Genomic DNA, 16,078 nt, shown 5'->3' with positions numbered 1-16,078 from the left:
ATGAAATACTTTTACTTTTTATTATTTTTATTTTTAATTATTTCTAATACTATTGGACAAAATATAGAATTATATTCTCAATTTAATGGTCGGTATGATTACACGGCATTAGGCAAAACCTTAAATTTATGTGAAAATAATTTATGTTCAGATTTAAATAACTGCCAAATAATCACTACTCCAACTTCTGCCAATTTAACTTTAACTTCAGGTCAGAATGTAGCTGCGGCATATCTTTATTGGGCAGGCTCTGGTACGGGAGACTTAAATATCACATTAGACAATACAGCTATCACACCAGATAGAACATTTTCTTATACATTAGTAGCAAACGTACAAACTCCATCAGGTTCTGTTGTTACTGTAAATCAAGATTTTTTTGCTGCATTTAAAGATGTTACGAGTATTGTAAGTGCTAAGGGAAGTGGAACTTACACCGTCTCAGATATTGATTTATTAAATACAGTACAAGATCAATCTCAATATTTCTTCTGCGGAAATAGAACAAATTTTGGAGGATGGTCGATTATAGTAATTCATGAAGATTCAACCCTACCCTTAAATCAAGTAAATGTGTATGATGGTTTTCAAGGCGTTGGATCTAATAATAATAATTTAGCTGTTCAACTTAATAATATTAGCGTAATTGACGATGAAGGTGCAAAAATAGGTTTTCTTGCCTGGGAAGGTGATGAAGATTTAGACGTTACCGAAGAACTTCGAATAAATGGGAATGTAATAAGCAATGCCTTAAATCCTGCCGATAACCAATTTAATGGCACAAATAGTTTTACTGGAGATACTGATTTTTACAACATGGATCTTGATTTTTATGACATAGAGAATAATATAAATATTGGTGACACTTCCGCATTAATAGAATTAACCTCTGGGCAAGATTTGATCATGATCAATAATATTGTTACTGTATTTAACAGCACCTTACCTGAACCAGCACCAAATATAGACAACATTAATTCAAGCTGTAATTCTAGAGATATCATTGTAGATTATACAGTTACAAACAACAACAGTACAGCAGATTTACCGGCAAATACGAATATTATATTTTTTGCAGATAATCAATTAGTGGGGCAAACTGCCACTAATAATATCATCCCAATTGGCGGTTCAGAAACAGGTCAAATTACTATTACAATTCCCACTAACGTTGCTAATGATTTTGCATTGACTATGACAGTTAATGAAGATGCCAGCGGAAATACTATAATCCAAGAAATTGATCCTGATAATAATGAAGTGTCTGAAAGTGTAAACATTATCGATCCTGTAATTGCTAATCCTCCAATTGATATTGAAGAATGTGATGAAATTTCAAACAATCAAGTAGCTTCTTTTGATCTAACAATTAACACTTCACTTGTTGCTGGTAATCAAAATAATGTAACTGTATCTTATCACGATAGCCTTAATGATGCTGAAAATGGTTCTCCAGTAATTTCTACACCTGATAATTATAATAACGGACCTAATCATGAAGAAATTTTTATTCGTGTAACTTCTAATCAAGATCCTGACTGTTACGAAACTACTTCCTTTTTTATAAATGTTAATTATTTACCAGTTATTGGTAATCCTGACGATTTAATTTTGTGTGACGATTTTTCTAATGACGAATTAGCAGTATTTGATCTTACTGAAAATTCGTCTTTACTTTTAAATAATCAGCCGAATAGTTCGTTAAGTTACCATTTGACTTCAAGCGATGCTAATCAAAATAGCAATGCAATTACCTCTAATTTTGAAAACACTTCAAATCCGCAAACTATTTATACGAGATTAGAAAATGTAAATCATCCTGAATGCTATACCACAACCAGTTTTTCTATAACTGTAAATGCCATAAATAATATTCCTTTAAACGAAGCATTAATTTATTGTGATGAAGGTTTTAATTTAGCAACTTTTGATTTAACCGAAATTGAAGAATCATTAGCTCTTAGTAATAGTGAAACGATTGAAAATTATTATACCACAGCTTCAGATGCCAGTTTCTTAAATAACGCTATCACTACCCCAGCTAATTATACTTCTATAAATGATCCTCAAACTATATTTATACGGGTTGAACAACAAGATGCTTGTTACAAAATTTATGAGTTTACAATTAAAGTAGAAAACTGTCCGCCATTTATACCAGAAGGTTTCTCTCCCAATAATGATGGGGTTAATGATACTTTCGAAATAAGCGGATTGTATGAAATTTTCGAAAATTTTGATTTAAAAATTTATAATCGATTTGGAAGTTTAATCTACAAAGGCAACAACAATATACCTGAATGGGATGGTACGAGTAATAAAGGATTGAATAATTGCGGAAAAGAGTTACCTAGCGGAACCTATTATTATGTATTAAACTTAAACGATGCTAACTATAATAGTTATAAAGGTTGGGTTTACTTAAATAGATAAGTAAGTTACCAAATTATTAAATTATTAATTATACAGCGATATTTTACGGGAAAAAATTAATTTTGCATTCCCAAAAAAATATCGATTTGAAAAATTCAATTACTCTATTTATTTTATTAGTTAGTTGTTCTATTGTTAGTCAAAACATTACAGTCAACTCTAACAATTACACTCCGCAAGAATTAGTTGAAGATGTGTTAATTAATAACGGATGTATTCAAAATATTAATGTAACCGGAAGCGTTAGTGGTAACTTTTCTTCAGAAAAAAGCTTTGGTTATTTTGAAAAGAATAATACAAATTTCCCTTTCGATAGCGGTATTGTCATGAGTACTGGAAGACTCTCTAACGTGCCAGGACCAAACGATCATTTAAGTGATGATGATGCTTCAGGTTGGGGATCAGATCAAGATTTAGAACAAGTTTTAGGCATTAGTAACACCTATAATGCAACGGTAATAGAATTTGATTTTACACCTAACGCTAACTTCATTCAGTTTAAGTATATTTTTGCTTCAGAAGAATATAGAGCCTCAGATTCCAGAACTTGTCAGTATTCAGATGTTTTTGGTTTTCTAATTAAACCTATTGGTGGTACTTATTCAAACATTGCTGTTGTACCAGGCACAAATACACCCGTCAAAGTAACTACAGTTCATCCTCAAATTGTCGATGGCAATAATGGCTGTAACGCAATAAATGAACAATATTTCGGTTCATTTAATGGTATAAATCATCCTATAAATTTTAACGGACAAACAAAACCATTAGTAGCAGAAGCTAATGTTATAGCAGGTACTACCTATCATATTAAGCTTGTTATTGCAGATGATTCTAACTATAGATATGATTCTGCAGTATTTTTAGAAGCTAACAGTTTTAATATTGGCTTAGCTCCAGAAGGTGAAGACATCATCATGTGTGACGATTTCTCTAACGATGGTTTTACTGATTTTGATCTTACTGAAAATGACAACATCATTTTAGCAAATCAAAGCACAGGAGATGTTAATTATTACCTAAATGAAAATGACGCAGACAATCTTCAAAATGAAATAACAAATCCTTCAAATTTCACAAATACCAGTAATCCTCAAGAAATTTTTGCTAGAATTGTAAATCAAAATTCAAGTAGCTGCTATGAGCCTTCTTCATTTGAAATTTCTGTACAAGATATAGAAGTAAATTCTATCGATGAAACTTTAGTTGAAAGCTCTGTTATTTTCGATTTAACCGCTATAGAAAATTCAATTTCGCTCGACTCTACTCAATTTATTGAAGGCTATTACCTTAATGCACAAGAGGCAAGCTTTCAAATGAATGCAATAAATTCTCCTGAAGCTTTTGAAAGTATTAATGATAATCAAGAAATTTTCATTAGAATAAATAGCACTTCAAGCTGTTATAGTATTTATACTTTTAAACTTGAAACCATTGAAAAAGAAGATTCTTTTCTCTTTATACCACAAGGCTTCTCTCCTAATAATGATGGAATCAATGATACTTTTCATATCGAAAATTTATATGAAACCTACGGAAACTTCGAAATAAAAATATATTCTAGAAACGGAAATTTAGTATTTGAAGGCAACAATAGTAAACCTGAATGGGACGGTACAAGTACTCACGGTATAAACTCTGGTAACCAATTACCAACAGGAACTTATTATTATGTTTTGGAACTTAATGATGCTGAAAACAAAATTTATAAAAATTGGGTTTACATCAATAGGTAGATTATCATATCATTAATTAAAACAAATAATTAGGATCTTCTTTTTAAAATTAACTAAATTTGCAGCCTCAAAATAATTGATTTGAAAAACCCACTTTTCTTACTATTCTTTTTTAATTGTTTTATTTCATTCGGACAAAATATAACAGTAGATCATGATAGTTACACCCCACAAGAACTTATAGAAAATATTCTTATTAACAGTGATTGTATAGAAAACATAAACGTTACTGGAAGCGTTACTGGTAATTTTAATAATAATAAAAGCTACGGTTACTTTGATAACAACAATTCTAATTTCCCTTTCGAAAATGGAATTGTAATGAGTACTGGTAAACTCTCAAATGTACCAGGACCAAACGATCATTTAAGCGATGATGATGCCCCAGGTTGGGGGCCAGATCAAGATTTAGAACAAATCTTAGGAATGAATAATACGCACAATGCTACCGTAATAGAATTTGACTTTACACCAAATGCAAATACAATTCAGTTTAGGTACATTTTTGCTTCAGAAGAATATCAAATAGGTGATTCTAGTACTTGTGATTATTCAGATGTTTTTGGTTTTTTAATAAAACCTATTGGCGGCAGCTATCAAAATATTGCAGTAGTACCTGGTACAAACACTCCAGTTAAAGTAACTACAGTTCACCCTCAAATTATAGACGGCAATAACGGTTGCCCTGCCCAAAATGAGCAATACTTTGAGTCTTTTAACGGTGTTAACCACTCCATTGGTTTTAACGGCCAAACTAAACCCTTAACAGCTAGAGCTACAGTTATTGCTGGAACAACTTACCACATAAAATTAGTCATTGCAGATGATCATAATTACAGATATGATTCTGCTGTATTTTTAGAAGGTAACAGTTTTAATATTGGAGCAAACCTAGGTGAAGATATAACAGGCTCTGATGCTTTATGTGAAGGTGAAACCCATAATCTTTCTATCACAAACCTTCAAAATACTCCAACAAATTACAATTGGTATTTAATAAATGATGATAATACTGAAACTTTATTAGCTTCTGGAGCTAATGAAGATGAATATGAAGTCACGCAAGGTGGCACCTATAAAGTTGTGGTCACTTTCACAGCAAACTGTACTGCAGAAGATACGATAGAAATAGAATATATCGATTTTACTTCACTATCAAACAGAACTGTTTCTGAATGTAATACAAATAGTAACGGCACAAGCGTTTTTAATCTTACTGCTTCGTCTCAAAATATTACTAACAACAACCCAAATTTTACAGTAACAAATTATTTCTTAACTGAAGCTAAAGCAGAGGCAAATGTTAACCCTATACCAAATTCTAATAATTTTCCAACTACAGAAGTAGAACAAACCGTTTTCGCCAGAGTAGAAGCAAATTCAACTTGTTTTACCTTAGTAGAACTTACTTTAGAAACATCATTTACAGCTTACAATCCAGTAAGCTTAGTAAATTGCTACTCCATCGAAGACGATGCTATTTCTTTTAATTTAAATAATGCCGAAGCTTTAATTAGTAACGAAAGTGGTTTAAATGAATTCTCGGTAACGTATTTTTATTCTGAAGATGATGCGTTAACGAATACTAATTCTTTATCATCTTCTATTGAAGTTTCACCTTCAGAATTACCTCAAACCGTTTACGGAAAATTACAAAACCCAACAGGTTGTCAAGGGATCATTAAGGTTATATTGAAAGGCATTACTAGCCCAGAAATAAACGCAAATTATAAAGCCCCATTCTTATGTTTAGAAAATTTAGATGGAGTAACCGTTGAAGCAGGCATTTTAGGTAATTCTACAGATTATAATTTTTTATGGGAAAACGGTGAAACCACTCCAACAATACAAGTAGATTCTTTAGGGACTTATCAAGTTGAAATCTCCAAAACTGAAATGATAGACGGAGAATCATTTACATGTTCTACCACCAATTCGATAACAGTAGACGGGTCAGAAAAGGCAGAATTCACCTACGATATTCAAGGTAATTTAGATCAATATAATGTCGTGATTAATACAAATGGCGTAGGTAGTTACGTTTATTCACTAGATGATCAATTTGGTGATTATCAAACTTCAAATATATTTCAAAATGTAAGACAAGGAGCTCATAAAATTTATGTAAAAGACTTAAATGGCTGTGGCATTTCATCTAAAGATATTATGATTTTAGGCTATCCTAAATTTTTCACTCCAAATCAAGATGGATTCAATGATACTTGGGGTTTAATCGGAACCCAAAGATTCAATAGAAAAATAGAATTTATTTATATTTTTGATAGATTTGGCAAGTTATTAACTTCAATTGCTCCTACCGGGCGCTGGGACGGAACATACAATGGCAAGCAAATGCCATCTACAGATTATTGGTTTCTAGTAACTTTTAAAGACGCTCCAGATTTTAAGGGACATTTCACATTAAAGCGATAGTAAATTGCTAATTTAGAAGCTGTAATTTTTCGGATTATTCTCCGACAAAATACTTCTAATTTTTGCGCTTATTAATTGCGTAAAATTTAACTAAAAGCAGTTCATGAAATTCAATTTAAACTCTGAATACAAACCTACTGGAGACCAGCCAGTTGCTATAAAAAAATTAACTAAAGGAATTGAAGACGGAGAACGTTACCAAACCCTATTAGGGGTAACAGGATCTGGCAAAACGTTCACCATGGCTAACGTGGTTGAAAAAGTTGAACGGCCTACCTTAGTTTTAGCGCACAACAAAACTTTGGCTGCCCAGTTATACAACGAATTTAAAACGTTTTTCCCTGACAATGCGGTAGAATATTTTGTATCTTATTACGATTATTACCAACCAGAAGCATTCATACCTTCATCAGGAACCTATATAGAAAAAGATTTATCGATTAATGAAGAAATTGAAAAGCTGAGATTAAGTACCACCTCTTCCCTACTTTCAGGTCGGCGTGATGTGATTGTCGTCGCTTCAGTAAGCTGTCTATATGGTATTGGTAATCCAGTTGAATTTCAGAAAAACGTAATTTCCATTCAAAAAGACATGGAAATTTCAAGGACCAAATTTTTACACCGACTCGTACAAAGTTTGTATTCAAGAACTGAAGGTGAATTTAACCGTGGTAATTTCAGAATTAAAGGAGATACGGTAGATGTTTTCCCTGGTTATGCAGATGATGCGTTTAGAGTTCATTTTTTTGGAGATGAAATTGAAGAAATTGAAGCCTTCGATCCGCAAACTAACGAAGTACTTGAAAAATACGAACGTTTAAATATTTATCCTGCTAATATGTTTGTGACTTCTCCAGATGTATTACACAATGCTATCGATGAAATCACACTAGATCTTGGTAAACAAATCAACTATTTTCAAAATATAGCAAAACCTTTAGAAGCAAAACGATTAGAAGAACGCACCAACTTTGATCTAGAAATGATTAAAGAACTTGGTTATTGCTCTGGAATTGAAAATTACTCCAGGTATTTAGATGGTAGAAAGCCAGGAACAAGACCTTTCTGCTTGCTAGATTATTTTCCGGATGATTTTCTAATGATTGTAGATGAGAGCCACGTGACCATACCACAAGTTGGTGCCATGTATGGCGGTGACCGTAGCCGTAAAGAAAATTTAGTAGAATATGGTTTTCGACTACCGGCAGCAATGGATAATAGACCTTTAAAGTTTGAAGAATTTGAAGCTTTACAAAATCAGGTAGTTTATGTAAGTGCTACACCAGCAGATTACGAAATGAGTCAAACTGGCGGAGTTTATGTAGAACAGGTAATTAGACCTACAGGGTTATTAGATCCGATTATAGAAGTACGCCCAAGCCTTAATCAGATTGATGATTTAATTGAAGAAATTCAAATTCGTGTTGAAAAAGATCAGCGAACTTTAGTAACTACACTTACTAAGCGAATGGCGGAAGAATTGACAAAATACTTAAGTAGAATAGATATTAGATGTCGCTACATACACAGTGATATTGATACTTTAGAACGGGTTGAAATCATGCAAGACTTACGTAAAGGTATTTTTGATGTATTAGTAGGAGTTAACTTGTTGAGAGAAGGTTTAGATTTGCCGGAAGTTTCTTTGGTTGCTATTTTAGATGCAGATAAAGAAGGCTTTTTAAGAAGTAATCGTTCACTTACCCAAACCATTGGTCGTGCTGCCCGACATTTAGAAGGAAAAGCCATTATGTATGCAGATAAGATTACTGCAAGTATGCAAAAAACGATTGATGAAACTGAATACCGCCGCCAGAAACAGATTAATTATAACAAAAACCATAACATTACCCCAACTGCATTAAACAAATCTTTAGACGGAAATTCTCTATACGGTAAAAAAACAGAACCTTATCAATTTGAGCCTGCAAGTAATCTAAAAGCAGCCGAAGAAGAGGTAACTTATTTTAACGAAAACCAGCTCGAAGATCGCATCAGAAGCGTTAGAAAAGAAATGGAAAAAGCAGCTAAAGATTTAGACTTTATGGCAGCGGCACGTTTTAGAGATGAAATAAAAATGCTACAAGAAAAATTAAAAGAGAAAAATGTATAAATAAAAAAAACCTGCTAAAATTAGCAGGCTTTTTATTAATGCAATCGTAATTATCGTTGCATATATTTCTGAATAATTGGCTGAATTTTAACCATATATTTTTGAGTTAACCCCATACTTGCTTCAATTACATCGGGAGTTTTAGCTAAAATATTTTTACCTGCAGTTGTTTCATAAAAGTCTAGCATCTCTTGCAGATCTTCTTTCCCCACCTTTTCTATATAAATATTGGTAATATCATCATACATTCCTTTCATTTCTGCATTCAATTCCTTTTTAAAAGTTTCTCTGTCACCTTCAGGAATCATAGGCATCACCTGGCTTAAGGCGGCATCGATACTAGAACCTGATTGGATTTCAACGAAATTTAACATTTCCTTCTTAAACTCTGCATCTTCTTGTGCAAATCCTGCAAAACTAATGCTTACTAAAGCAATTGCTACTAAATACTTTTTCATAATAATTGGTTTATTGGTTAAATAATGGTTTATCACTCATCATAGAGTGTATTTTATTTTTGGTTTCTTCTAATACGGTTTCATCTTCAATATTCGTAATTACCGCATCTACTAAATCTACCACGGTTTTCATATCTTCTTCTTTTAAACCACGAGTTGTGATCGCTGCTGTCCCTACTCTAATTCCGCTGGTTACAAATGGAGATTGATCATCAAAAGGAACCATATTTTTATTCACGGTAATTTCAGCTTTCACTAAAGTTTCTTCGGCTTGCTTTCCAGTAACTCCTTTATTTCGAAGATCGATAAGCATCATATGATTATCCGTTCCTCCAGAAATAACATCATAACCTTTTTCTACAAATGCTGCTGCCATGGCTTTTGCATTTTTCTTCACCTGAACCATATAATGTAAAAACTCATCGGTTAAAGCTTCTCCGAATGCTACTGCTTTAGCGGCAATAATATGTTCTAGAGGACCACCTTGATTTCCTGGAAATACAGCACTATTAATTAAAGAAGACATCTTTTTCAACTTACCGTTTTTCAACTTTAATCCAAACGGATTTTCAAAGTCTTTACCTATTAATATAAGTCCGCCTCTTGGTCCGCGTAATGTTTTATGCGTTGTAGTAGTTACAATATGACAATGTGGAATTGGATCTGATAATAAACCTTTAGCAATTAAACCTGCGGGATGAGCGATATCTGCCAATAAAACTGCACCAACTTCATCGGCTATTTCTCTAAATTTTTTATAATCTATTTCGCGAGAATAAGCAGAAGCTCCAGCAATAATTAATTTTGGCTGTTCTTTCTTCGCAATTTTACGAACATTTTCATAATCTATAATTCCGGTTTCTTTTTCTACACCATAAAATGTTGGAGAGTAAAGTTTTCCTGAAAAATTTACAGAAGAGCCATGTGTTAAATGCCCGCCGTGAGAAAGATCAAAACCTAAAATTTTATCTCCAGGATTTAGACAAGCTGCAAAAACAGCAGTATTGGCTTGTGATCCAGAATGGGGTTGCACATTGGCATATTCTGCTCCAAACAATTCTTTAGCTCTTTCTATAGCAATAATTTCTACCTCGTCTACCACTTCGCAACCTCCATAATAACGCTTCCCGGGGTAACCTTCAGCATATTTATTGGTAAGTACAGAACCAGCAGCTTCTAAGACTTGGTTACTTACAAAGTTTTCACTTGCAATAAGCTCTAAACCGTTTAATTGGCGGCTTTTTTCTTCTTCTATTAAATCAAAAATTTCAGTATCTCTGGTGTTCATAGTTAAGCATCTATTAAAATATTCATCAAAAATATAAAAAGCATTCGGTTAATTGTGGGAAAATAATATATTTGAATGCATTCTTTTATTAAACTTGAATAATTAATATGAAAATAACTGCTAACGATCCAAAAAGAAAAACTTGGCTAGAAGTGTCTAAAGATTCTGATTTTCCAATTCAGAACATTCCTTTTGGTGTATTCCTAACTAGAGATGATATTATTACCATAGGAACAAGAATTGGCGATTACGCTATAGATTTGGGGGCTTTACACCAATTAGGATATTTTGATGATATCCCACTAACTGATGATATTTTTCTTCAAGATACCTTAAATGATTTTATTGCCGATGGTAGAAAAACCTGGAGAGCGGTAAGAAATAAAATCGCAGATATTTTTGATGAAAACAATTCAAGTTTAAAAGAAAATAAAGAGCATAGAAAGATTGTTCTTTTCACTATGGATGAAATTGAAATGCAGCTTCCTGTTCAGGTTGGTGATTATACCGATTTTTATTCTAGCAAAGAACATGCTACTAATGTAGGTGAAATGTTTAGAGGAAAAGAGAATGCATTGATGCCTAACTGGCTTCACGCTCCGGTTGCTTACCACGGAAGAAGCTCTTCAATTATTACTAGCGGAATTCCTGTACATAGACCTAAAGGACAAAAGAAACCTAAAGGTTCTGAAGATCCTATTTTTGGACCTTCACGCTTAGTAGATTTTGAATTAGAAATGGCATTTATCACTACCGCCGCTAATCCATTAGGAGAACCTATTAATGTAGAAGATGCTGAAGAATACATCTTTGGAATGGTTTTATTTAATGATTGGAGTGCCCGTGATATTCAAAAATGGGAATACATTCCTCTAGGGCCATTCTTAGCAAAAAACTTCGCTTCTTCTGTTTCTCCTTGGATTGTAACTCTTGATGCCTTAGAGCCATTTAGAACTGAAGGGCCTAAACCTATAAAAAAACAACTTGAATATTTACAATCTACAGGAAAGAAAACTTTTGATATTGACCTCGAAGTTGCTATACAACCAGAAGGTAAAAATGAAACTATTGTAACTCGTTCTAACTTTAAATATCTTTATTGGAATATGAGCCAGCAATTAGCGCATCATACCATAAATGGTTGCCCAATAAATAGTGGCGATATGATGGGAAGCGGAACCATTTCTGGTCCTGATGAAAAGAGCCTAGGTTCTATGTTAGAACTTTCTTGGAATGGTGATAAACCTGTAAAATTAGAAGAAGGTGGAGACCGTAAATTTATTCATGATAACGATACAGTAATTATTCGTGGACATTGTGAGAACAAAAATGTAAGAATTGGCTTTGGAGAAGTAAGCACTAAACTACTTCCTATTTACAAAGCTTAAAAAGTATCTAAAACAACAAAGCCATTCAACTAATGAATGGCTTTGTTATTTTAAACTGAATTAAAAAATTATAGTTTCTAAATATTCTATTATCAATAATCAAAAGAAACTCTAAGAAACAAACTCCCCTATTTTTTCAGCAGAAATATGATTGTGTGAAGTATGGTAAACGACATTCCCATCCTTAATCACTATCATCTGTGGAGATTCATGAAAAACACCAAAAACTTCGGCTACTTTGGTAGAAACTTCACGATTAGCAATTAAATCTAAATAATATAATTTCACTTGTTCTTCGCTGTAATTGTATTCACTTTCAAACTGTCGTTTCGCCATTTTACTAATTCCACATCGGGTAGAGTGTTTAAAAATCACTATTACTTTTTCTTTAGATTCTTCTTTTACTTGTTGTATTTCTAATTCAGTTTTTAACTCATTCCAAGGAGTTTGAGAACGTTTTTCTGTACTTTTTGTTTCATTATTTCCTTTAAATATTTTATCTAAAATTCCCATTTTCTCTAATTGTTTGATTTAAAATTAAGAATAATAAACTTAATTTGAATAACTTTAGAGAAGATTTAGTAACTGAAATTATGTCTGCAATAACCTGCAGAAAACTGCCAATTAGTCAGTTTTCAAGAAAGGTATAAGTTTTGAATGTCTCATAACAAATAATAAAAAAATGAACTTTAATAATTTTACCATAAAATCCCAAGAGGCCATCCAGCAGGCGCAGCAGTTTGCTCAAGAAATGGGTCACCAACAAATTGAAAATGAGCATATTTTTAAAGCCATTACCTCAGTAGACGAAAATGTAACTCCGTTTTTGCTAAAAAAACTGAATATTAATGTTGCTTTATTTAATCAAATTTTAGACAAAACTTTAGAAAGTTTTCCTAAAGTAAGCGGAGGCGATATAGTATTATCTAGAGAAGCAGGAAAAACAATTAACGAAGCTTCTTCTATAGCTAAAAAAATGAACGATGAATATGTTTCTATCGAACACCTCATCTTAGCTATTTTCAATTCAAAAAGTGAAGTTGCTCAAATTCTAAAAGATCAAGGTGCTAATGAAAAAGGCTTGAAAGCAGCAATTGATGAACTAAGAAATGGCGATCGTGTAACCTCTCAAAGCGCAGAAGAAACTTACAACTCTTTAAATAAATATGCTAAAAACTTAAATCAGTTAGCCGAAAGCGGAAAGTTAGATCCTGTTATTGGTCGCGATGAAGAAATAAGACGTATTCTTCAAATTTTATCGCGAAGAACTAAAAACAACCCAATGCTTGTAGGTGAACCCGGAACTGGTAAAACCGCTATTGCAGAAGGTTTAGCACATAGAATTGTAGCCGGTGATATTCCAGAAAACTTAAAAAATAAACAGATTTTCTCTTTAGATATGGGAGCTCTAATTGCAGGTGCCAAATTTAAAGGTGAATTTGAAGAGCGCTTAAAAGCAGTGATTAAAGAAGTGACATCAAGTGACGGAAATATTGTTTTATTTATTGATGAGATTCACACACTTGTGGGAGCCGGTGGCGGCCAAGGTGCTATGGATGCTGCAAATATTTTAAAACCAGCTCTAGCTCGTGGAGAATTAAGAGCAATTGGAGCGACAACCTTAGATGAATATCAAAAATATTTTGAGCAAGACAAAGCTTTGGAACGTCGCTTTCAAAAAGTAACCGTCAATGAGCCAGATACAGAAAGTGCTATTTCTATACTCCGTGGTATTAAAGAAAAATATGAAACTCACCACAAAGTAAGAATTAAAGACGAAGCCATTATTGCTGCTGTAGAACTTTCTCAACGCTACATCACCAATCGCTTTTTACCCGATAAAGCTATTGACTTAATGGATGAAGCAGCTTCAAAATTAAGGATGGAAATTAATTCTAAACCTGAAGAACTAGACGTGCTAGATCGTAAAATTATGCAGTTAGAGATAGAACTTGAAGCCATTAAGCGTGAAAAAGACGAAACAAAACTTAAATCTCTAAAAGCAGATTTAGCAAACCTTAAAGAAGAACGTGCAGAATTAAGTGCACAATGGCAAAATGAAAAAGGAGTAGTAGATAATATTCAGCAGGCAAAAACAGATATTGAAAATTTTAAACTTGAAGCAGAGCGTGCAGAACGTGATGGCGATTACGGTAAAGTAGCCGAGCTGCGTTACGGTAAAATAAAAGAAGCCCAAGAAAAATTAGAACAACTGCAAAAAGAAGTAGAAGCTCAAAAAAATGAAGGCAAAAAATCGCTAATTCAAGAGGAAGTAACAAATGATGATATTGCTGAAGTAGTAGCTAAATGGACAGGAATTCCAGTCGCTAAAATGCTACAAAGCGAGCGTGAAAAATTACTTCAACTTGAAGACGAATTACACAAACGTGTAGTCGGGCAAGAAGAAGCTATTCAAGCCGTAAGTGATGCCATTAGAAGAAGTCGCGCTGGTTTACAAGATCAGAAAAAACCAATTGGTTCTTTCTTATTCTTAGGTACTACCGGAGTTGGTAAAACAGAACTCGCTAAAGCTTTAGCAGAATACCTCTTTGACGATGATAATGCGATGACGCGTATCGATATGAGCGAATATCAAGAAAGACACAGTGTGAGTAGATTGGTTGGAGCGCCTCCAGGATATGTAGGTTATGATGAAGGCGGACAGTTAACTGAAGCAGTAAGAAGAAAACCTTATTCTGTAGTTTTACTAGATGAAATTGAAAAAGCACATCCAGACACATTTAATATTCTGCTACAAGTTTTAGATGAAGGAAGATTAACAGATAATAAAGGACGTTTAGCAGATTTTAGAAACACTATTATTATTATGACTTCTAATATGGGAAGTGATATTATTCAAGAGAAATTTGAAGCGATAAAAGATCCTGAAACTGCTATGGAAGGTGCGAAAGTAGAAGTTCTTGGTTTGCTAAAACAACAAGTCAGACCAGAATTTTTAAACAGAATTGATGATATTGTAATGTTTACTCCGCTCACGCAAGCAAATATTTCACAAATTGTAGGTTTACAACTAAAAGGCGTGACCAAAATGCTGAATGAGCAAAACATTACATTAGATGCTACACCAGAAGCAATTAAACATTTAGCTAAACAAGGTTTTGATCCGCAATTTGGAGCCAGACCAGTAAAAAGAACTATACAAAAAGAAGTTTTAAATCAGCTTTCTAAAGAAATTCTATCTGGAGAAATTACTACCGATAGTATCATTTTACTAGATGCTTTTGACGATCAATTGGTTTTTAGAAACGAAAGTGACACTGTAGTGAATACAGACTGAAGAGCGTTAATTGTATAAACAAAAAAAAGCTACCTGAATTATTGTCTCCCTGAATTTATTTTTCAGAATGACTTACAGATAATTTTTAGGTAGCTTTTTTTATTTCTTATTTTTACTGGATTAAACAAAAAGATGTCAAAATTCATTTTTCATAAATTATTAGGCTGGAATGTTTAAGGGAAGTTTAATATCTCCATAAAAAAATGTGTGATTATTGTCGTACCTCATACGAGCTGGCATGACTTTTATATAGGTGTTTTTACAAGAAGTATTGTAAAATCACCGATGCACTTTATTGGTAAGAAAGAATTATTCCGCTGGCCTTTTGGCGATTATTTTAAGTGGATAGGCGGAACACCTTTAGATAGATCTGGAAATCAAAATAAAGTAGAAGCTATAGCAAAACTGTTTCAGCAAAAAGAAGAATTTAGATTAGCATTAGCTCCAGAAGGTACAAGAAAGAAAGTAACACAATGGAAAAGTGGTTTTTATTGGATTGCCGTTTTAGCGAAAGTTCCTATTATTCCTGTAGCATTCGATTATAGTAGAAAAGTAGTAAAAATTGGACAATCATTTTATCCTACCTCAAATTACGATAAAGATCAAAAATCACTTCAACTTTTTTTATAAAAACAGTAAAGGCAAAACAGATCTTTAATCTTCTTTCTTCATCTTCATTTTTGCGGTTAATTCTTTTAATTTAGACTTTCGGTTTTCTTTTTCTTGGCGAAGTTTATTCTTTTTGCGATCCATTAACTTAGCGTGTTTCGCTTTATTTTTTGTATTTTTTTGAGCGCCAGACTTTGCCATTTAATTATTTTTATACGAAGATAAAAATTTTACAATTAGTCTCGTCTTGGTATTCAATCGAGATGTCTTCCTTTCACTAATTTTATTTAATTTTAAAACGAAATAAATTTTGTTTATAAAA

Annotated in this window: 11 protein-coding genes; 7 read left to right on the top strand and 4 right to left on the bottom strand. The window is 32.9% G+C overall.

The window, feature by feature from the left end:
- From KW502_RS06140 to uvrB, 4 genes are all read left to right on the top strand, one after another.
- On the top strand, nucleotides 1–2,433 hold the full coding sequence (locus KW502_RS06140; RefSeq protein ID WP_219039659.1) for a T9SS type B sorting domain-containing protein: 2,433 nt from the start codon (nucleotides 1–3) through the stop codon (nucleotides 2,431–2,433).
- A gap of 86 nt (nucleotides 2,434–2,519) precedes the next feature.
- Nucleotides 2,520–4,169: a choice-of-anchor L domain-containing protein gene (locus KW502_RS06135; protein WP_219039658.1), complete on the top strand. Its 1,650-nt coding sequence runs from the start codon at nucleotides 2,520–2,522 to the stop codon at nucleotides 4,167–4,169.
- Nucleotides 4,170–4,250: 81 nt separating this feature from the next.
- Nucleotides 4,251–6,602 (top strand): T9SS type B sorting domain-containing protein, encoded by a 2,352-nt coding sequence (locus KW502_RS06130; protein ID WP_219039657.1) that lies wholly within the window; start codon nucleotides 4,251–4,253, stop codon nucleotides 6,600–6,602.
- A 103-nt stretch (nucleotides 6,603–6,705) separates the two neighbouring features.
- Complete coding sequence (uvrB, locus tag KW502_RS06125) at nucleotides 6,706–8,715, top strand: excinuclease ABC subunit UvrB (RefSeq protein WP_219039656.1); 2,010 nt, start codon at nucleotides 6,706–6,708, stop codon at nucleotides 8,713–8,715.
- A gap of 50 nt (nucleotides 8,716–8,765) precedes the next feature.
- Here the strand turns inward: uvrB and KW502_RS06120 are convergent, their stop codons facing one another.
- Complete coding sequence (locus tag KW502_RS06120; RefSeq protein ID WP_219039655.1) at nucleotides 8,766–9,173, bottom strand: DUF2059 domain-containing protein; 408 nt, start codon at nucleotides 9,171–9,173, stop codon at nucleotides 8,766–8,768.
- 10 nt (nucleotides 9,174–9,183) lie between these two features.
- Complete coding sequence (gene glyA / locus KW502_RS06115; RefSeq protein WP_219039654.1) at nucleotides 9,184–10,461, bottom strand: serine hydroxymethyltransferase; 1,278 nt, start codon at nucleotides 10,459–10,461, stop codon at nucleotides 9,184–9,186.
- 107 nt (nucleotides 10,462–10,568) lie between these two features.
- Between glyA and fahA the strand changes: the two genes are divergently transcribed.
- On the top strand, nucleotides 10,569–11,849 hold the full coding sequence (gene fahA, locus KW502_RS06110; RefSeq protein WP_219039653.1) for a fumarylacetoacetase: 1,281 nt from the start codon (nucleotides 10,569–10,571) through the stop codon (nucleotides 11,847–11,849).
- Between the two features lie 111 nt (nucleotides 11,850–11,960).
- Here the strand turns inward: fahA and ytxJ are convergent, their stop codons facing one another.
- Nucleotides 11,961–12,362 (bottom strand): bacillithiol system redox-active protein YtxJ, encoded by a 402-nt coding sequence (gene ytxJ, locus KW502_RS06105; protein ID WP_219039652.1) that lies wholly within the window; start codon nucleotides 12,360–12,362, stop codon nucleotides 11,961–11,963.
- 169 nt (nucleotides 12,363–12,531) lie between these two features.
- Between ytxJ and clpB the strand changes: the two genes are divergently transcribed.
- Together clpB and KW502_RS06095 are read left to right on the top strand one after the other, a co-directional pair.
- Nucleotides 12,532–15,147, top strand: a complete 2,616-nt coding sequence (gene clpB / locus KW502_RS06100) for an ATP-dependent chaperone ClpB (protein ID WP_219039651.1) — start codon at nucleotides 12,532–12,534, stop codon at nucleotides 15,145–15,147.
- A 189-nt stretch (nucleotides 15,148–15,336) separates the two neighbouring features.
- A complete protein-coding gene (locus KW502_RS06095) occupies nucleotides 15,337–15,777 on the top strand; it encodes a 1-acyl-sn-glycerol-3-phosphate acyltransferase (RefSeq protein ID WP_439651379.1) in 441 nt (146 codons plus the stop codon).
- 24 nt (nucleotides 15,778–15,801) lie between these two features.
- Here the strand turns inward: KW502_RS06095 and KW502_RS06090 are convergent, their stop codons facing one another.
- Nucleotides 15,802–15,957: a hypothetical protein gene (locus tag KW502_RS06090; RefSeq protein WP_219039650.1), complete on the bottom strand. Its 156-nt coding sequence runs from the start codon at nucleotides 15,955–15,957 to the stop codon at nucleotides 15,802–15,804.
- Nucleotides 15,958–16,078: the final 121 nt, after the last annotated feature.

This window comes from Mesonia aestuariivivens (genome assembly GCF_019311235.1).
GTDB lineage: Bacteria > Bacteroidota > Bacteroidia > Flavobacteriales > Flavobacteriaceae > Mesonia > Mesonia aestuariivivens.
Note: the sequence above shows the minus strand (reverse complement) of the source record. Positions and strands in the feature narration are given on the sequence as shown.